Here is a 19,048-nt window from a genome sequence, read left to right as displayed (position 1 = left end):
CCTCTACTCGTCTCCGCCCCCCCCCCCCCCGGGGGCCGCCCCCCCCCCCCCCCCCCCGCGCCTCGGAGCGCGAGTGGAGCACTGTCACCGTGAAGGCACACCGGAAGACCACCGACCTGTCCACCACCACCCCGGACCGCACCGGCCGCGGGCTCGGCCGTACGGTGCTCGCCGCCGCGGCCGTCGCCGCCCTGGGGCTCGCCGCCGCCGGTACCGCCGAGGCCGCGAGCGCGAGCGGCACGATTACCGCCAGGACCACGCCCACCTGCTCCGCCGCCGCGCTCAAGGCCACCTTCGGCCAAGGGCTCGCCGGCGGCATGAACCACCAGGGGGTGGTCATCAGGCTGCGCAACCTCAGCGGGAAGACCTGTGCGCTGCGCGGCTACCCGGGCCTGGGCCTGGAGAACTCCAGGCACAAGGCGATCACGACCCACACGCACTGGGGCGACACCTGGTACGCCAAGGACCCGGGCAAGAAGACCCTGGTCCTCAGGGACGGCCAGAGCGCCGAGGCCGTCGTCGCCTGGACGCACGCCAACACCGGCACCTCGGGCGCGGTGCACGCCTCCTACCTGGAGATCACCCCGCCCGCCTCGACCAAGCACAAGACGCTGGCCTTCCCCCAGTGGGTCGACCACGGCGACCTCTCCGTCACCGCGCTGGCCCGGCACATCGACGTCAGCGACTGATCTGCCGTGTCCCGGACGGCGGCTGCGCCTACGCCCCGGCCCCGCCGTCCACCTGCAGAATCGCGCCTGAGACGAAGGAGGCCCGGTCGCTCAGGAGCCATGCGGCGGCCTCGGCGATCTCCTCGGGGGCGGCCATGCGGCGCAGGGGCGACACGGCCCTGATGTGGTCCATGACGCCGGGGGTGGCCGCCTCCCAGCCGCGGATCATCTCGGTGAGCGTGCCGCCGGGGGCGACGGCGTTGACGCGGATGCCCTCGGGGCCGTACGTGACGGCGGCCGACTCGGTGAGGCTGTTGACGGCGCGCTTCAGGGCGCCGTAGACCGGCAGGACGGGGTTGGCGCGCAGGCTGCCGACGGAGGAGTTGTTGACGATGGCGCCGGTGCCCGCGGTGGCGCGGATGGCGGCGACCTCGGCGGTCATGGCCAGCCAGACGCCCTTGAGGTTGACGGCGGTCAGGTCGTCGAACTCGGCCTCGGGGAGTTCGTCCACGGGGCCGGGCCGCTGGCCGATCGCACCGTTGTTGAAGGCGACGTCGAGGCGGCCGTAGACCTCCACGGTGCGGTCGACGGCAGCACGGACGCTCGCCGCGTCGGCCAGGTCGCAGACCACGTGGTCGGCGGTGCCGCCGGCCGCGCGGATCTCCTCGGCCACCGTCTTGAGCTGGTCCTCCGTGCGGGCCGCCAGCAGTACCCGGGCGCCCTCGCGGGCGAAGAGCCGGGCCGCCGCCGCGCCGATCCCGCGTCCTGCGCCGCTGACGAAGGCGACCTTGCCGGCCAGCAGGCCGGTGTTCACTGTGTTGTCCATGGCGTCGAGCCTGCGTCCGGGCGCGGGCCGCAGCCAGGCACGGACGGTACCTGGCTGGGGCCGGGCGGGCGACGCACACTGGACGCGTGGACAGGCAAGAACTCGCCGCTTTCCTGCGCAGCCGGCGTGAGCGGATCTCCCCCGCCGAGGTGGGGCTGCCCCGTGGCCCGCGGCGTCGTACTCCCGGGCTGCGGCGCGAGGAGGTGGCGCAGCTGGCGTTCATCTCGACGGAGTACTACACGCGCCTTGAGCAGGCCCGGGGGCCGCGCCCGTCGCGTGAGGTGCTCGGCGGGCTGACGCGGGCGCTGCGGCTGTCCGATGCCGAGCGCACCCATCTGCACCACTTGGCGGGGGCGCCGCCGGGGCCGCCGCCGGGGCCCCCGCGTGCGGTGCGGCAGAGTCTGCTCGACCTGCTGCGCAGGCTGCCGCAGGCCGCCGCGTTCGTGATCTCCGCGACCTTCGAGGTGCTGGCCTGGAACGATCTGGCGGCCGCCCTGATGGAGGACTTCTCCGCGCTGCCCCCGCGCGACCGCAACCTGATGCGCCGCGCCTTCCTCACCCCGCGCCCGGCGGGCAGCAGACTGTACGGGGTGTCGGACGTGGACGCCTTCGCCCGGCTCTCGGCGCAGCGTCTGCGGGCCACGGCCGGCCGGTACCCCGACTCGCCCGAGGTGACCGGTCTGGTGGCCGAACTCCTCGCCGGGAGCGGGGACTTCCGGCGGCTGTGGGAGTCGCACGACGTGTCCGCCGAGCCGACCCTGGTCAAGACGTTCCGGCATCCGGTGGTGGGCCCGGTCACCGTCAACTGCGACGCCCTGGACATCACCGACCGGGACCAGCAGGTCGTGATCTACACCGCCACCCCGGGGTCACGGTCCGAGGAGGCGCTGCGGCTGCTGTCGGTGATCGGGACGCAGCGGATGGCTCCTCAGCAGGCGGACTTCCCGGCGTAGACCGCGAGGGCGGTGTTCGAGGCCAGGGTGGCGGTGAACTGGCCGCTCGCATTGACCGTCACCGGCGTGTTCGCCTGCACGTTGCAGTACGTCCCGGCCGGCAGCGACGTCTGGTAGGTGCGGGTCAGCGAGCCCGTCTCGTGGTTGATGGCGACGTAGCCCTTCGCGCCCCGGCCGAAGGCGATCGCGTCGGCGCCGTCGTCCCACCAGTTCGTGACCGCCGTGCCGCGCACCGCGTTCCGGAAGGCGACCATGCGGATGATCTCCGGCCAGGCGTGCTGGCACTTCCAGCCGTCCTGCCAGCAGGCGTTCACGACCCCGTTGTCCGGCGGACCGGCGTCGGCGTCCGACCACTCGTAGCCGGAGTTGATGTCCGGGGCGCCGTACGGGTAGGCGAGCATGAAGACGTTGGCGAGCGTGTAGGTGGCGCCGTCCTTGTAGTTCAGCGTGGAGCCGTTGCGCTCGGTGTCGTGGTTGTCGACGAAGACACCGGCGACCGAGCTGCTCAGGTAGCCCCAGCCCTCGCCGTAGTTCTTGAGGTAGGCGAGGTTCTCGTCGTTGAAGACCCGCTTGAGGTCGTAGGCGTACCGGAACTCCTGGACGTCCCCGTTGCCGGTGTACTCGGTGGGCTGGACGGCCTCGCCCGCGCCGTAGATGACCTCCTGCTTCCAGTACACGGACGGGTTGGTCAGCCGGCTCTTGATGTTGGCGAGGTCCTCGGCCGGTATGTGCTTGGCGGCGTCGATGCGGAAGCCGTCGACACCGAGGCTCAGCAGGTCGTTCAGGTAGCCGGCGATGGTCTTGCGGACGTACTCCTCGCCGGTGTCCAGGTCGGCCAGGCCGACGAGTTCGCAGTGCTGGACGTTCCAGCGGTCGGCGTAGTTCGAGACGGGCGAGGTGCAGTCGTCGAAGTCGTAGGAGGAGTACAGACCGGGGTAGGTGTACTTCGTGTACGACGAGCCGCCGGTGCCGGTGCCGCTGCCCGCCGACATGTGGTTGACGACGGAGTCGACGACCACCTTCACCCCGGCCGCGTGGCAGGTGTTCACCATGTTCTGGAAGGAGGTGCGGTCGCCGAGCCGGCCCGCGATCTTGTACGACACCGGCTGGTACGACGTCCACCACTGCGGGCCCTGTATGTGCTCGGCGGGCGGGGAGACCTGGACGTATCCGTAGCCCGCGGGGCCGAGGGTGCTGGTGCACTCCTTGGCGACGGAGCCGTAGTTCCACTCGAAGAGGACGGCGGTGACGTCCTTGGTGCCGGGCGGGGAGGCCGACGCGATGGACGGGGTCATGACAACGCTACAGGCGGCCAGCGCCAGTGCGGCGGAGAGGGTCTTACGTGCCATGTGGGGGTTCCTTCGCCGTTGAAGGCTCATGCTGAGACTCTTGCAGAAATGTTGCTGAAACCTTGCGGTTGCGCAGATGTTAAGGGCCCGCCACCCAGTTGGGTAGCGGGCCCGGTGAAGTTGCCGCAAGAAGTTACCGTGTGACGGTCCGTCAGGCGGTGGTCCACCACACCGTCGTGTCGGCGGGCAGCTTCGCCTCGCCGTCCGCCTCCGTCAGCTCACCGCTGGCGAGCAGCACCCGGCCGTACGCCGGCGTCGTCACCGACTCCCCGCTCGTGTTCGCGACGCACACGAACTCGCCGCGCCGGAAGGCGAGTACGCCCTCCGGGGCACGCAGCCACTCCACCGTGTCGCCCGCGCCGAGGTCGGCGTGCTCACGGCGGACGCGCAGCGCGCCGCGGTACAGCTCCAGGGTGGAACCGGCGACCCCGGTCTGCGCCTCCACGCTCAGCTCGCCCCAAGTCGCGGGCTGCGGCAGCCAGCTGCCGCCGGCCCCGAAGCCGTAGGACGAACCCTCCCGCGTCCACGGGATCGGCACCCGGCAGCCGTCGCGGAAGCCGTCCTGGCCCGCGCCGCGGAAGTACGCGGGGTCCTGGCGGACCTCGTCGGGGAGGTCCACCACGTCGGGAAGGCCGAGTTCCTCGCCCTGGTAGACGTAGGCGGAACCGGGCAGCGCCAGCATCAGCAGGGTGGCCGCCCGCGCCCGGCGCAGGCCCAGCTCCCGGTCACCGGCCAGCCGGATCTGGGTGCCGAGGCCCGGCGGGTTGGCGAAGCGGGTGGCGTGCCGGGTGACGTCGTGGTTGGACAGCACCCAGGTGGCGGGGGCGCCGACCGGGCGCATCGCCTCCAGGGTGCGGTCGATGACCTTGCGGAGTTCGGCGGCGTCCCACTCCGTGCTCAGGTACTGGAAGTTGAACGCCTGGTGCAGCTCGTCCGGCCGGACGTAGTTCGCGGTGCGCTCGACGGTCGGCGTCCAGGCCTCGGCGACGAAAATCCGCTCACCGGCGTACTCGTCCAGCACCCGCCGCCACTGCCGGTAGACCTCGTGGACGCCGTCCTGGTCGAAGAACGGCATGACATCGTTGCCCAGCAGCTTCAGTTGTTCCGCGCCGCCGATGTCCGGCAGCCCCTCCGCCTTCACCAGTCCGTGGGCGACGTCGATGCGGAAGCCGTCCACGCCCATGTCCAGCCAGAACCGCAGGATGGAACGGAACTCGTCGCCGACGGCCGGGTGGTCCCAGTTGAAGTCGGGCTGCTCCGGGGCGAAGAGGTGGAGGTACCACTCCCCGTCGGCCACCCGCGTCCAGGCCGGCCCGCCGAAGATGGACTCCCAGTCGTTGGGCGGGAGTTCGCCGTTCTCGCCCTTTCCGGGACGGAAGTGGTAGCGGTCGCGCGCGGGCGAGCCGGGGCCCTCCGCCAGCGCCCGCTTGAACCACTCGTGCTGGTCCGAGGAGTGGTTGGGCACCAGGTCGACGATGATCCGCAGCCCCAGTCCGTGGGCGTCCCGGATCAGCGCGTCGGCGTCCAGCAGGTTGCCGAACATGGGGTCCACGGCCCGGTAGTCGGCGACGTCGTAGCCGGCGTCGGCCTGCGGGGAGGCGTAGAACGGGCTGAGCCACACGGCGTCGACACCGAGGTCACGCAGGTACGGGAGTCTGGACCGCACGCCCTCCAGGTCCCCCATCCCGTCGCCGTTGCTGTCGGCGAAGCTGCGCGGATAGACCTGGTAGATCACCGCGTCCCGCCACCAGTCACGGCGACGGGCGATGGTCGTGGTGGCCGGGGCCGGGTCGGCGGCGGAGTGCTGCTGGCTCATGGCGTCCTTGATGCGTCGTAACACGGTCATCGGGTCAGAGGGTGGATGTAGAGGCGGCCGTGGTCACAGCGGGGTCGGATGGAGACCACGACCGCCAACCCGCGCCCGAGGGGCAGCGCCCCGAAGGGGCGCGGGGAACTGCGCGACCAGCCACGACGGCGCCGCACAAGCACGACGGCCGAAGCAGCTCTTTCGGCAACCGGCGTTACCCCTTCGTGCCGCCGGCTGTAAGCCCGGTCACCAGGTTCTTCTGCACAAGGTAGAAGAACACCGCCACCGGTATCGCGATCAGCACAGCCGTCGCCGTCATCAGGTTCCGCTGCGCGTCGTGCTCACTGATGAAGCTCTGCAACCCCACCGCGAACGTGTACTTGTCGTCGCTGAGCATGAACGTCGACGCGAACGCGACCTCCCCGAAGGCGGTGAGGAAGTTGTAGAACGCGGCGACCGCGAGGCCGGGCTTGGCGAGCGGCAGGATCAGCCGGCCGAACGTGCCGAACGGCGACAGCCCGTCGACGCGGCCGGCCTCGTCGATCTCGAAGGGGATCGTGTCGAAGTACCCCTTGAGCAGCCAGGCCGTGTACGGCACGACCGTGGTGCAGTAGACGAGGATCAGGCCGAGGTAGCTGTCGATGAGGCCGAGCTGCGACATGATCTGGTACATCGGCACGATCAGCACGGCGATCGGGAACATCTGGGTCACCAGCAGCAGCCACATGAACTTGCGGTAGCCGGGGAAGCGCATGCGGGAGACCGCGTAGCCGGTGGTGGCGGCGAGGATCAGGCCGATGACGGTGGTACCGCCGACGACGATCATCGTCGTCCTGAACCAGTCCCAGAACCCGGTGTGCTGGAGGACGAACGAGTAGTTGTCCAGCGTCATCTTGTGCCAGATGCCGCTCGGATGCAGGTAGTCGTCCTTGTCCGGGCCGAGCGAGAGGAAGATCAGCCAGCCGACCGGGAAGAACGCGACGATGCTCGCGACACCCAGGATGCCGTGGGTGACGGTGGTGGCGAGCGGGGAGCGCTCGCCGCGGCCGCGGACGCGGCGCGGGCTGCTGGTCACGGGGGTCTCCTCGGCGACCTGGGCGGAGGTCTGGACAGTGGTCGTGCTCATGGGAACTCCTGCCTCAGATCGCGAGCTGCTGGTCGTTGCGGCTCAGCCAGCGGCGGTAGAAGGAGGTGAAGACGATCAGGATGGCCAGCAGCAGCATGCCGTAGGCGGCGGACTGCGCGAAGTCACGCGGCTGCTGTCCGAAGCCGAGGTAGTACGCCCAGGTGACCAGGATCTGCGCGTCGGGAGCGGTGTCGCCGAAGAGCAGGAAGATGACGGCGAACTGGTTGAACGTCCAGATGATGCCGAGCAGGACGACGGTGGAGCTGACGGACCTCAGACCCGGAAGGGTGACGTACCGGAAGCGCTGCCAGGAGCTGGCGCCGTCCATCTCGGCGGCCTCGTAGAGCGTGCCGTCGATGGCCTGGAGGCCGCCGAGCAGCGAGAGCATCATGAACGGCACACCGCACCAGGTGTTGACGAGGATCGCCGCGGCCCGCTGCCAGAAGGTGTCCTCCAGCCAGGCGGGTTGCGGCAGATGGAGGAAGTGCAGGGCGCTGTTGATGATGCCGCCGTCGGCGAGCATGAACCGCCAGCCGAAGACGGTGACGAAGGTGGGGACCGCCCAGGGCAGCACCAGGACCATGCGGTAGAAGGTGCGGCCGCGGAACTTCTCGTTGAGGAGCAGGGCGAGGCCGAGGCCGATCGTGTAGTGCAGGGTGACGCAGAGCGCGGTCCAGACGATCGTCCAGAGGAAGTGGGACCAGAAGCGGTCGTAGGACGTCGGGCCGAACAGGATGTCCTTGTAGTTGTCCAGGCCGATGAACTTGTACGTGGCGTCGATGTGGTTGACGCCGATGGTGCGGGCGGTGTTGAGGCTGTTGGCGTCCGTCAGCGTCAGGTAGAAGCCGTACACCAACGGGTAGATGACGAGCGCCCCGAGGACGACGGCCACGGGGGCGATCATCGCGTAGGCGTACCAGTACTTCTGGTAGCTGTTCTTCAGCCGCTGGCCCAGCCCGGGGCGGGGCGCGCGGTCACCGTGGCGCTGGCCGGTCGCGCGGTCGATGGCGACTGTCATGGGTGACACCTTCTGGTTCTTCCGGGATGGGGCTGGGCACAGGCCGCAGGCCGCCGGAGCGCTCCCCCCTGAACAGGGCGCTCCGGCGGCCGCGCGGGCTTACTTGCTGAAGTCGGGGACGAGCTTCTCGATCCCGAGTTCGGCGGTGCTCAGGCCCTTGTCCAGGGACTCCTTGCCGCCGGCGATCTTGGTCAGCTCGGTGCCGACCGGGCCCCACAGGGAGGAGTACTCGGCGAGCGCGGGGCGCGGCTGGGCGGAGGAGAGGACGGCCTGGTAGCCGGCGATGCCCGGGTCGGCCTTGACCGCGGCGGTGTAGGCGTCGGAGCGGGTCGGCAGGGTGGAGTTCTTCAGGGCGATCTCCGTCTGGGTCTTCGCGGAGGTCATGAAGGCGACGAACTTCTCGGCCGCGGCCTGGTGGGCCTTGTCGATGCCGGCGTAGATCGACAGGTTGTGGCCGCCGGTCGGGGCGCCCGCCTTGCCGGTGGAGCCGGCCGGGACGGTGGCGATGCCGAGGTTGGACTTGTCGCTGAACGCGGAGCCCTTGTAGAAGTTCGTGATCTCCCAGGGGCCCTCGATGGTCATGGCGACCTTGCCGTTGACGAAGGCGTCCTGGCGGTGGGCGTAGGCGTCGGCGGTGACGTCCGCCTTGTGCAGGCCCTTGCCGGAGTAGAGGTCCAGCCAGGTCTGGTAGCCCTTCTTGGCCGCCGCCGAGGTGATGGTGATCTTCTTGGCGGAGGCGTCGACCATGTCGGTGCCCTCGCCGTAGAGGAAGGGCTGCGTGTAGTACGCGGCCTCGGGGCCCCAGTAGCCGGTGGTGCCGGTCTTGGCCTGGATCTTGGCGGCGTCGGCCCTGACCTCGTCCCAGTTGGCGGGGGCGGCGGTGATGCCGGCCTTCTTGAACAGCGCCTTGTTGTAGACGAGCGCGAGGGTGTCGGTGACCAGCGGGACGCCGTAGGTCTTGCCCTCGTACTGGGCCTGGGTGATCAGGCTGGACTGGAACTTGTCCTTGTCGGCGAGCGCGGCGGTGCCGTCCAGCGGCACGAAGTAGCCGGCCTTGGCGAAGGCGGGGGTCCAGCCGACCTCGGAGCGCAGCACGTCGGGGGCGCCCTTGCCGGACTGGGCGGCCGTGTCGAACTTGTTCTGCGCCTGGTCGAACTGGACGTCGACGTAGTTGACCTTGATGTCCTTGTTCGCGGCTTCGAACTGCTTGACCAAGGCCTTGTACGTCGGCGACTCGTTGGTGGCGTTGGAGGTGTCCCACCAGGTGATGGTGACCGGGCCGTCCGACTTGCTGTCGCTGTCGCTCCCGCCGCACGCCGTCGCCGTGAGGGCGAGGGACGCCACCAGCGCGGAGGCCGCTATGCCACGCCGCATGAGTTCTCCTTGAGGGTTAAGCCCGAGTGATGCGGGGGCGGTCCCGTCCGCCGTCCCGCTGTCGTGCCGACTGCGCCGTTGCTGCGGCGGCCGGGCGTCAGGGAACGTAACAGCGATGTAAGCCTTGCGAAAGACCTTGCAGCAAAAAAGTGCAAGAGATCTCCGACGTTACCCGGGCGTGACCTGTCGGCGACCGCCATGAGACGCTTGTTTACGGCGGTAGAGCGCCGGGGCGGCCGTTTGTGCAAGACTCTGCAAGCTCTTGCCGTCACGTTTCACTAGGGAGTGCGATGACGCAGCAGCCCACAGCGGGCCGCCCCCCAGGCCGCATCAGGCGCCCGATCGGTGTGCAAGGGGACATACGGCCGGTACAGTCCAGTGCCGTGACCACACGGCTTGCCGACATCGCAGCGCAGGCGGGGGTGAGCGAGGCGACGGTGAGCCGGGTCCTGAACGGGAAGCCGGGCGTCGCCGCCACCACCCGCCAGTCCGTGCTCGCCGCCCTGGACGTCCTCGGGTACGAGCGTCCGGTGCGGCTGCGGCAGCGCAGCGAGGGCCTGGTGGGACTGATCACCCCCGAGCTGGAGAACCCCATATTCCCGGCCCTGGCGCAGGTCATCGGGCAGGCGTTGACCCGGCAGGGCTACACCCCCGTGCTCGCCACCCAGACCCCCGGCGGGTCCACGGAGGACGAGCTGACCGAGATGCTGGTGGACCGCGGGGTCGCCGGCATCATCTACGTCTCGGGGCTGCACGCGGACACGACGGCCGACATGCAGCGCTACGAGCGGCTGCGGGCGCAGGGCGTGCCGTACGTGCTGGTGGACGGTTTCTCGCCGAAGGTGCAGGCGCCGTTCATCTCCCCCGACGACCGGGCCGCCATGACGCTGGCCGTCACCCACCTCGCCTCCCTGGGCCACACCCGGATCGGGCTCGCCCTCGGTCCCAAGCGGTTCGTCCCCGTGCAGCGCAAGATCGAGGGGTTCGTGCGGGCGATGCAGGACCAGTCTGGCCTGCCGGCGGCCACCATCGAGTCCGAGCTGGTCCAGCACTCCCTCTACACCCTGGAGGGCGGCCAGGCCGCCACCACGGCGCTCATCGACCGGAACTGCACGGCGATCGTCTGCGCCAGCGACATGATGGCGCTCGGCGCGATACGGGCGGCACGCCAGCGCGGGCTCGACGTCCCCCGGGACGTCTCGGTGGTCGGCTTCGACGACTCCCCGCTGATCGCGTTCACCGATCCGCCGCTCACCACCATCCGCAAGCCGGTACCGGCGATGGGCCAGGCCGCGGTGCGCACCCTGCTGGAGGAGATCGGCGGCACCCCGGCCCCGCACAGCGAGTTCGTTTTCATGCCGGAATTGGTGGTACGCGGTTCCACGGCGGCAGTACCTGGGAAGTAGTCGCCACGCCGTAGGACATGCACCGTGAACCCGACCTTGGGATGATCTGTCGAAGACGTCTTTTCTGGCAGACTCTGTGCCTATGAGTGACTCGACCGTGACAGAGTCGGAAGGTCGCGCACAACAGGCCCTTCCGCGAACCGTCACGGGCGAGGAAGGGCAGGGGTACCTACGGCGGCTGCGGACGCCGCGCCCGCCCCGGCTCTGGTTCGAGATCCTGCTGATCGCGGTGAGTTACTGGACCTACTCGCTGGTCCGCAACGCGGTGCCGGAACAGAAGGCGCAGGCGCTGCGCAACGCCGACTGGCTCTGGAGGGTCGAGCACCACCTCGGGATCGCCGTCGAGGAGTCGGTCAACCACGCCGTGAACTCGGTGACTTGGCTGATCATCGGCATGAACTACTACTACGCGACGCTGCACTTCGTGGTGACGCTGGGCGTGCTGGTCTGGCTCTACCGCAGCCATCCCGGCCGCTACGCGGCGGCCCGCCTGGCCCTCTTCGCCACCACCGGGGTGGCCCTGCTCGGCTACTACCTGTTCCCGCTCGCCCCGCCCCGCCTGATGACCGGCGGCGACTTCGTCGACACGGTGACGGTCCACCACACCTGGGGCTCGATGGCCTCCGGCGACCTCAAGCACATGTCCAACCAGTACGCCGCGATGCCGTCCATGCACATCGGCTGGTCCCTGTGGTGCGGCCTGACGATCTTCGCCCTGGCCTCGGTCCCCTGGGTCCGGCTCCTCGGCCTCCTCTACCCCGCGGCGACCCTGCTGGTCATCGTCGCCACCGCCAACCACTTCTGGCTCGACGCGGTGGGCGGCGCCCTGTGCCTGGCCTTCGGCTTCCTGGTGGCCCGCCTCTGGTACGGAGCCCTCCCGCACACCCTGCCCCGGCAGCCGACGGGGACGACCTTGCTGCGGCGCGCTGCGGGCAGCTGAGGCGGCGCCCTGCGGGCGACCGGGACCGGCTCGGGTCCGGGGCGCACGGCCGTTCGGCACCGCCGACCTCCGCCGCGGTGGCCGACCTCCGCCGCGGTGGCTGAGCGCCGCCGCGGCGGAGAAATGCGGCGGAGAAAAGAGAGACGGAGCCGTCGGCCCAAGAGCAACCGACGCGCCCGGACCACCCCCGCCCCACGGCCACGTCCGCCCCACAGCCACGTCCGCCCCGGAACAGCCGCCGCTCCCCTTCGCCCGCCGCGACGGCGCCCGGCCACGACGGCGGTGACCGGCGGTGCCGGACCCCGCTCGACCCACCCGGGCGCCTACCGCTCTCCCCGATGGACCACATGGCCCCCGGTCATCGTCAGCCGGACCGGTGCCTCTGTCAGTTCGTCCGCCGGGGACTCGACGGGGTCCAGGGCGAACGCCGTCAGGTCGGCGCGGTGGCCCACCGCGATGCGGCCCGCGACGGCCGCCTCCCCCGCCGCACGCGCCGCGTGGGTCGTGCAGCCCTCCAGGGCCTCAAGGCCGCTGAGGCCCTGCCGGGACGACGCCGCGCCGCGTGGGGCGCGGGCCGTGGCCAGGACCGCGCGGGCGTCGTAGTGGGCGATGGGCCAGTCCGAGCCGAGGGCGACCGTCGCGCCCGCGTCGCGGAGGTCGCGCAGCCGCCAGGCGTGTCCGGCGCGGGCCGGGCCCAGCCGGCGGGACCACTCGTCGGTACCGTCCGCCCGGGTGTACGCGGTGTGCGGCGGCTGCATCGACGCGGCCACCCCCAGCCGCGCGAACCGCGGCAGGAGGTCGTCCGGCGCCGTCTCGATGTGCTCGACGCGGTGCCGGCCCGCGGCGCCCGCGCCCAGCCCCTCCACCACGTCCAGCACATGCCGTACCGCCGCGTCCCCGATGGCGTGCGTGGCCGTCCGTACGCCGGCCGCGTGCAGCCGGCGTACGGCGGCGGCATACGCGTCCGGGTCGGGCCAGAACGCCTCCGTCCCCCGGCCGTGGCAGTCCGCGTGCTCCAGCCAGGCCGTGCCTCCTTCCACGGTGCCGTCCATGAAGAACTTGACCCCGTCGACCACCCAGTGCCGCCCGCCCCGGCCCTGCGCGGCCACCAGTTCCTTCAGCCCGGCCTCGTCGACCCCCGGCATGCACCAGGGCGCGAAGCGCAGCCGCAGCGGCAGGACGGTCTCCGCGGCCACCGCCCCGACCAGCTCGGCGTCCCCGGCGTCCATGACGTGCGCCCCGGTCAGCCCGGTGGCGGCCATCGCGGCGAGCAGGTCCACCAGCCGTGCCCGGCGGTCCGCGGCGGAGAGGCGGGGCGCGATCCGCTCGACCAGCTGCACCGCCGCGTGCTCGATCAGGTGCCCGGTGGGCCGCCCTTCGGGATCGCAGACCACCTCCGCGCGCTGGGCGAAGGACCGGCGCCCGGTGATGCCCGCCGCGGCGAGCGCCGGGCCGGTGGCGAGCGCGGAGTGGCCGTCGTACAGGCGGAGGAAGGCCGGTGCGCCGTCGAGGACGTCCTCGACGAGGGCGCGGTGGACGGCCCCGCCCTCGAACGCGTTGTGGTCGAGGCCGAAGCCGATCACCCAGCCGTCGGTCCGGGCGGCACCGGCGAGCGCCGCCCGCAGCCCCGGCAGGTCGGTCACCTGCGACAGGTCGGTCCCGGTTGCCATGTCCAGCCCCCACACCGGGTGGCTGTGCGCGTCCACCAGGCCGGGCACCAGGTGCGCGCCGTGCAGTGACTCGACCTCGGTGCCCGGCCCCCGCCACTCCCGTACGTCCCGTTCGTCGCCGACGGCGGCGATCAGCCCGTCGCGTACGGCGACGGCGGTGGCGAACGGCCGGGCGGGGTCGAGGGTGCGGACCTCGGCGCCGGTCAGGATCAGGTCGGGGCTGGCGGTCATGGTGCGGTGAACTCCCTTGTTCGGTCTGGTTATTCGGCCGGCTCGGCCGCGAAGTCCGCGTACACCGCGGGCCGCTCGCGGCGCAGCCACCACGCGAGGCCGAGGCCGGCCACGAAGACGGCGGGCGCGATGAGGATCAGCAGCGTGTTCACCGTGCTCGACGCGCCGGTGAACAGGTCGATGTGGGTGATGACGAGCCCTATGGCGGTGGCGAGCAGGACGGCGGCGACCGTCGGGGCGAGAACGGTCCGCAGCGTGCCCTCGTCGTGCCGCACCCGGCGGAAGTAGCAGGGCACGGCGATCGCGGCGAGCAGCTGGAGGACGAACAGGCCGATCATTCCCGGGGTGTTGACCCACAGCAGCAGCTGGTTGTAGGGGTCGGCGCCGGCCGCCCAGAACCCGAGGACGAGCAGCAGGCCGAGGACGGTCTGGGCGAGACCGGCCATGTACGGGGAGCGGTGCCGCGGATGGATCGTGCCCAGCGGCTTCGGCAGGACGCCCTCCTCGGCGAGCGCGAGGGCGTACCGGTTGATCGCGTTGTGGAAGGCGAGGAGCGAGGCGATGATGCTGGTCACGATGAAGACGTGCATCAGGTCGGCCGCCCAGCCGCCGACATAGGTGGTGATGGCGGAGAAGAACAGGCCGCCGGGGTCCTTGGCTGCCGCCGCGACGACCTCGTCGTTGCCGAAGGCCTGGATGACGATCCACACGCAGAAGGCGTAGAAGAGGCCGAGGAACGCGACGGCCACGTAGGTGGCGCGCGGTACCGTCCGCTCGGGTCGGCGGGCCTCGCGCCGGTAGATGACGGTCGACTCGAAGCCGGTGAAGGCGGCGAAGGCGAAGGCCAGGACGACCGCCGTGCCGGAGACGAACACGTGGCCCGGTGCGAAGGAGGCGCCGGACAGGCCGTGCGCACCGCCCCTGACCAGCACTCCGCCGGCGAGCAGCACGAGGATGCCGGTCTCGGCGACCAGCAGCACGCCGAGCAGCTTGGCGCCGAACTCGATGGAGCGGTACCCGCCGTAGCCGATGAGGAGCAGTCCGGCGAGGGCGATCGGCAGCCAGGGTGCGTCGACGCCGAAGAGGGCCTTCGCGGTGTCCCGCCCCGCGCTGCCGAGCAGGCCGTAGACGCCGATCTCCATGCCGTTGTAGCCGATCAGCGCGAGCAGCGCGGCGCCGATGCCGACGGGGCGGCCGAGGCCGCGGGTGATGTACGCGTAGAAGGCGCCGCCGCTCTTCACGTGCCGGCTCATGGTGGTGAAGCCGACGGCGAAGACGGCGAGGGTGATGCCGGCGACGAGGTAGCCGGCCGGGGCGCCGATGCCGCCGAGCAGGACGGCGAGCGGGGCCACGCCGGCCATCACGGTGAGCGGGGCGGCGGCGGAGATGACGAAGAAGGCGATGTCGGCGGTGCCGAGCGAACCGGAGCGGAGGGTCGCCACGGCGGGTGGCGTGCTCTCCTCGCGAGCGGTGACGGACATGGAGGGGGAGCCCTTCGAGCGCGACGGACGGGAGGGTTCCGGGCGTGCGGGATGACCGGCGCTACCAGGGCAGGAGCTGCCCCGGACCCGTAAATCTAAAGGCTTTCGGTTTTGGCAATGTAGCCTCCTCCTGGACATCCGGGAAGACCCGTTTCACACCCACGGGGGAGAACACACGCATGGGACGGCCGCGCACCCCGCTCCTCGACCGGGAGCGGATCACCACGACGGCGCTGCAACTCGTCGACGAGCAGGGCGACTTCACCGTCCCCCAGATCGCGAGGCGGCTCGGTGCGCAGGCCGGTTCGCTGTACCACCATGTGGACGGCCGGGAGGGCATCGTCGAACTGCTGCGCGAGCGGGTCACCGCCGCGATCGACCCGGCGACCCTGGACCTGACCCCCTGGGACACCGCGCTGGAGCGCTGGGCCCGCTCCTACCGGGCCGCGTTCGCCGCGCACCCGAGGACGATCCCGCTGCTGATGACCTCACCGGTGCGCGCGCCCCGGGTCCTGGAGCAGTACGAGCGCGCGGTCACGCTGCTGCTCGCGGCGGGGTTCGCCCCGGCGGACGTGATGCCGCTGCTGGTCGCCCTGGAGAACCTGGTCCTCGGCTCGGCACTGGACCTGGCGGCCCCGGAGGCGATGTGGGAACTGACGGCCGAGACCCCCACCCCGCACCTGGCGGAGGTCCTGGCCGCGGTGGGGGACAGCCGGGCGGACCAGGCCTTCGAGGCAGGCCTGACGGGCCTCATGAACCACGCGCGAACGCTGCTGTCCTGACCGGCGTGGCCTGGACGCGCCCCTTCGGGGGGCGCGGGGAACGGCGCGAGCGACGCCGACCGGGGCCGCACCCGGAACGAGACAGCGACCGCGACCGCCCCGAATCCACCCCCTTACGCCCCGTAGAAGAGCTCCTCCACCACCCCGCGAGCCCGACGCGCGGTCCGCCGGTACGCGTCCAGCATGTCCCCCGCATGCCCGTCCCCGTACCCCAGGTACCGCCCGACGGCGGCCAGCTCCCGGCTCTCCGAGGGGAACGTGTCACCGGCCCGCCCCCGCACCAGCATCACGGCGTTCCGCACCCGCGTCGCCAGCACCCACGCCTCGTCCAGGATCGCGGCCTCCTCGGCCCCCAGCAGCCCCGCCGCCGCCGCGGCGGCCAGCGCGGCCCGGGTCCGGGTGGTCCGCAGCCCCGGCTCGGCCCATGCGTGCCGCAGCTGCAGCAGCTGCACGGTCCACTCCACGTCGGACAGCCCGCCCGGCCCCAGCTTGGTGTGCAGCTTCGGGTCGGCGCCGCGCGGCAGTCGCTCGGACTCCATCCGGGCCTTCAGCCGCCGGATCTCGCGCACCGCGTCCTCGCCGAGCCCCCGCGCCGGGTAGCGCAGCGGGTCGACCAGCTCGATGAACCGGCGCCCCAGCTCCTCGTCCCCGGCGACGGGTTCGGCGCGCAGCAGGGCCTGCGACTCCCACCCCAGCGACCAGCGCCGGTAGTACGCCTCGTAGGACTTCAGCGTGCGCACCAGCGGCCCGGACTTGCCCTCGGGGCGCAGGTCCGCGTCGATGAGCAACGGCGGGTCGGCGCTGGGGATCTGGAGCAGCCGGCGCATCTCCGCGACGACCTTGTTGGCCGCGCCGGCGGCCTCCCGCTCGGCCACGCCGTCCTGCGGCTCGTGCACGAACACGACGTCGGCATCGGAGCCGTAGCCCAGCTCGTGCCCCCCGAACCGGCCCATGCCGATCACCGCGAAACGGGTCGGCAGGGTGTCACCCCAGCCGTCCCTGACCACCGCGCGCAGGGTTCCCGCCAGGGTCGCCGCCGTCAGGTCGGAGACGGCGGCGCCGACCCGGTCGACCAGGGCGCCCTGGTCGGCCTCGACGGGCTTGGCCTCGGTGCCGTAGGAGTCCACGATGTCGGCGGCGGCCGTCCGGAACAGCTCACGGCGGCGCACGCCGCGGGCCGCCCGCACGCCGTCCTCGGCGTTGTCGGCGCGGCCCACGGCGGCGAGGATCTCCTGCTCCAGCTGGGCGCGGCCGCGCGGCTCCAGGCCGCTCCCGTCGCCGTCGCCCAGCAGGGCGACCGCCTCCGGGGCGCGCATCAGCAGGTCGGGGGCGAGGCGGCCGGCGGACAGCACGCGCGCGAGGTTCTCCGCGGCGGCGCCCTCGTCCCGCAGCAGCCGCAGGTACCAGGGGGTCTTGCCGAGGGCGTCGGAGACCTTGCGGAAGTTCAGCAGGCCCGCGTCCGGGTCGGCGGAGTCGGCGAACCAGCCCAGCAGGACCGGCAGCAGGGTGCGCTGGATGGCGGCCTTGCGGGTGACGCCGGAGGCGAGCGCCTCCAGGTGGCGCAGGGCGGCGGCGGGGTCGGCGTAGCCGAGGGCCTCCAGGCGTTCGCGGGCCGCCTCGGCGCTCAGCCGGGTCTCGCCGGGGGCGAGCTGGGCGACGGCGTCGAGCAGCGGACGGTAGAAGAGCTTCTCGTGCAGGCGCCGTACGACGCCGGTGTGCTGCTTCCACTCGCGGGTCAGCTCGGTCACCGGGTCGGTGCGCAGGCCCAGCGAACGGCCGAGGCGGCGCAGGTCGGCCTCGTCCTCGGGGACCAGGTGGGTGCGGCGCAGCCGGTAGAGCTGGATGCGGTGTTCCATGGAGCGCAGGAAGCGGTAGGCCTCGTCGAGCTGGACGGCGTCGGCGCGCCCCACGTAGCCGCCGGCGGCGAGCGCCTGGAGGGCGTCCAGGGTCGTGCCGCTGCGCAGCGAGGCGTCGGCCCGGCCGTGCACCAGCTGCAGCAGCTGGACGGCGAACTCGACGTCGCGCAGGCCGCCGGGGCCGAGCTTCAGCTCGCGGTCGATCTCGGCGGCCGGGATGTTCTCCACCACGCGCCGGCGCATCTTCTGCACGTCGGCGACGAAGTTCTCGCGCTCGGCGGCCTGCCAGACCAGGGGGTCCAGGGCGGCGACGTACTCCTGGCCCAGGTCGAGGTCGCCGGCGACCGGGCGGGCCTTGAGCAGGGCCTGGAACTCCCAGGTCTTGGCCCACCGCTGGTAGTAGGCGAGGTGGCTGCTGAGGGTGCGCACGAGGGGGCCGTTGCGGCCCTCGGGGCGGAGGTTGGCGTCGACGGGCCAGATCGACCCCTCCACCGTGGTCTCGGAGCAGATCCGCATCATGTGCGAGGCGAGCTTGGTGGCGGACCTGAGGGCCTTGCTCTCGTCGGCGCCGTCCGCGGCCTCGCCGACGAAGATGACGTCGACGTCGGAGACGTAGTTCAGCTCGTGGCCGCCGCACTTGCCCATGGCGATCACCGCGAGCCGGCAGGCGGCGGCGTCCGCGGGCGCGGCGGCCTCGGCGAGGGCGAGGGCGGCACGCAGGGTGGCGGTGGCCAGGTCGGCGAGTTCGGCCGCGGTCTCGGCGACGCCGGTCGTCCCGCACACGTCCCGGGCGGCGATGGAGAGCAGGCAGCGCCGGTAGGCGACCCGGAGCGAGACCGGGTCGGTGGCCTCGGCGAGGCCCCGCTCGAACTCGGCGACGCCGGGGTGCAGGTCGCGGGGCTCGTAGGTGACCAGGGCCTCCCAGTCGCGCGGGTGCCGGGCGAGGTGGTCGGCGAGGGCGGCGGAGGCGCCGAGGACGCCCAGCAGGCGGTCGCGCAGCGGCTTGGCCGCTATCAGGGTGTCGAGCAGCTCGCGGCGGGCGGTGGGGCCCGGCTGGGCCTCCAGGAGCCGTACCAGTCCGTGCAGGGCGAGGTCGGGGTCGGCGGTGGCGCCCAGGGCTTCGAGGAGCACCGGGTCGTCGCGTACGGCGGCCAGTTCGACGCTGTCCAGCAGGCGCTCGGCGGCGGAGGCATCGGTGAAGCCGTGCCGCAGCAGTCGCGTGAAGGTACTGCTCCTGCGCCCCGGCGTCATCTGCGGCCTCCCCTGTGGATCACGGTGCTGGCCAGACGAGCCTAACCGCCCCAGCCCCAACCGGCTTCGCCCACGCAACCGCCTTCCACCACACCACCAGCCGACTCCCGCCACACGCCCTGCTTCCGCCACCAGCCGACTCCCGCCACACGCCCGGCTGCCACCACACGGTCGCCTTCGCCCGCACATCCGGCTGCCGCCGCACGACCGACTCTCGCCGCACGACCGACTCCCGCCACAGGGTCGGCTCCCGTCACCAGCCGACTACCGCCGCACGATCTGCTTCCGCCACCAGCCGACTCCCGCCACA

General features: G+C 71.9%; 14 protein-coding genes. 5 read left to right on the top strand and 9 right to left on the bottom strand.

Going from position 1 to position 19,048, the window contains the following annotated elements; all coding sequences use genetic code 11:
• Positions 1-89 precede the first annotated feature (89 nt).
• Entirely contained in the window at positions 90-689 is a 600-nt protein-coding gene (locus AB0M11_RS15190) for a DUF4232 domain-containing protein (protein ID WP_365705338.1), read from the top strand.
• A gap of 28 nt (positions 690-717) precedes the next feature.
• Here the strand turns inward: AB0M11_RS15190 and AB0M11_RS15185 are convergent, their stop codons facing one another.
• Positions 718-1,494 (bottom strand): glucose 1-dehydrogenase, encoded by a 777-nt coding sequence (locus AB0M11_RS15185; RefSeq protein WP_365705336.1) that lies wholly within the window; start codon positions 1,492-1,494, stop codon positions 718-720.
• Between the two features lie 86 nt (positions 1,495-1,580).
• On the opposite strand from AB0M11_RS15185, the gene AB0M11_RS15180 reads away from it, so the two are divergent.
• The gene (locus tag AB0M11_RS15180) at positions 1,581-2,447 is read left to right on the top strand and encodes a helix-turn-helix transcriptional regulator (RefSeq protein WP_365705334.1); all 867 of its coding nucleotides are present in this window, start codon (positions 1,581-1,583) and stop codon (positions 2,445-2,447) included.
• Here AB0M11_RS15180 and AB0M11_RS15175 read toward each other — a convergent pair.
• From AB0M11_RS15175 to AB0M11_RS15155, 5 genes are all read right to left on the bottom strand, one after another.
• A complete protein-coding gene (locus AB0M11_RS15175) occupies positions 2,423-3,796 on the bottom strand; it encodes an alpha-amylase family protein (RefSeq protein ID WP_365705332.1) in 1,374 nt (457 codons plus the stop codon). The genes AB0M11_RS15180 and AB0M11_RS15175 overlap by 25 nt on opposite strands.
• 151 nt (positions 3,797-3,947) lie before the next feature.
• On the bottom strand, positions 3,948-5,612 hold the full coding sequence (locus AB0M11_RS15170; RefSeq protein WP_365705436.1) for a glycoside hydrolase family 13 protein: 1,665 nt from the start codon (positions 5,610-5,612) through the stop codon (positions 3,948-3,950).
• Positions 5,613-5,817: 205 nt separating this feature from the next.
• Positions 5,818-6,729 carry a carbohydrate ABC transporter permease gene (locus AB0M11_RS15165; protein ID WP_365705330.1) on the bottom strand — a complete coding sequence of 304 codons (912 nt, stop codon included), beginning with the start codon at positions 6,727-6,729 and terminating at the stop codon, positions 5,818-5,820.
• A 13-nt stretch (positions 6,730-6,742) separates the two neighbouring features.
• Positions 6,743-7,747, bottom strand: a complete 1,005-nt coding sequence (locus AB0M11_RS15160) for a sugar ABC transporter permease (protein WP_365705328.1) — start codon at positions 7,745-7,747, stop codon at positions 6,743-6,745.
• Between the two features lie 99 nt (positions 7,748-7,846).
• Positions 7,847-9,121: an extracellular solute-binding protein gene (locus tag AB0M11_RS15155; protein WP_365705326.1), complete on the bottom strand. Its 1,275-nt coding sequence runs from the start codon at positions 9,119-9,121 to the stop codon at positions 7,847-7,849.
• 383 nt (positions 9,122-9,504) lie between these two features.
• Here AB0M11_RS15155 and AB0M11_RS15150 point away from each other — a divergent pair, with 383 nt between their 5' ends.
• Together AB0M11_RS15150 and AB0M11_RS15145 are read left to right on the top strand one after the other, a co-directional pair.
• Positions 9,505-10,527, top strand: a complete 1,023-nt coding sequence (locus AB0M11_RS15150) for a LacI family DNA-binding transcriptional regulator (protein WP_365705324.1) — start codon at positions 9,505-9,507, stop codon at positions 10,525-10,527.
• An 82-nt stretch (positions 10,528-10,609) separates the two neighbouring features.
• Positions 10,610-11,467 (top strand): phosphatase PAP2 family protein, encoded by an 858-nt coding sequence (locus AB0M11_RS15145; RefSeq protein ID WP_365705322.1) that lies wholly within the window; start codon positions 10,610-10,612, stop codon positions 11,465-11,467.
• A 323-nt stretch (positions 11,468-11,790) separates the two neighbouring features.
• Here AB0M11_RS15145 and AB0M11_RS15140 read toward each other — a convergent pair whose 3' ends face one another.
• Together AB0M11_RS15140 and AB0M11_RS15135 are read right to left on the bottom strand one after the other, a co-directional pair.
• Positions 11,791-13,368, bottom strand: coding sequence for an amidohydrolase (locus AB0M11_RS15140; protein WP_365705320.1), 1,578 nt, complete (start codon positions 13,366-13,368; stop codon positions 11,791-11,793).
• Between the two features lie 29 nt (positions 13,369-13,397).
• A complete protein-coding gene (locus AB0M11_RS15135) occupies positions 13,398-14,849 on the bottom strand; it encodes an APC family permease (RefSeq protein ID WP_365705318.1) in 1,452 nt (483 codons plus the stop codon).
• A gap of 179 nt (positions 14,850-15,028) precedes the next feature.
• On the opposite strand from AB0M11_RS15135, the gene AB0M11_RS15130 reads away from it, so the two are divergent.
• A complete protein-coding gene (locus tag AB0M11_RS15130) occupies positions 15,029-15,631 on the top strand; it encodes a TetR/AcrR family transcriptional regulator C-terminal domain-containing protein (RefSeq protein WP_365705316.1) in 603 nt (200 codons plus the stop codon).
• A 113-nt stretch (positions 15,632-15,744) separates the two neighbouring features.
• Here AB0M11_RS15130 and AB0M11_RS15125 read toward each other — a convergent pair whose 3' ends face one another.
• A complete protein-coding gene (locus AB0M11_RS15125) occupies positions 15,745-18,738 on the bottom strand; it encodes a bifunctional [glutamine synthetase] adenylyltransferase/[glutamine synthetase]-adenylyl-L-tyrosine phosphorylase (protein WP_365705314.1) in 2,994 nt (997 codons plus the stop codon).
• Positions 18,739-19,048 lie beyond the last annotated feature (310 nt).

It is taken from the genome of Streptomyces sp. NPDC051987 (assembly GCF_040680735.1).
In the GTDB taxonomy this organism is placed as follows: domain Bacteria; phylum Actinomycetota; class Actinomycetes; order Streptomycetales; family Streptomycetaceae; genus Streptomyces.
Note: the sequence above shows the minus strand (reverse complement) of the source record. Positions and strands in the feature narration are given on the sequence as shown.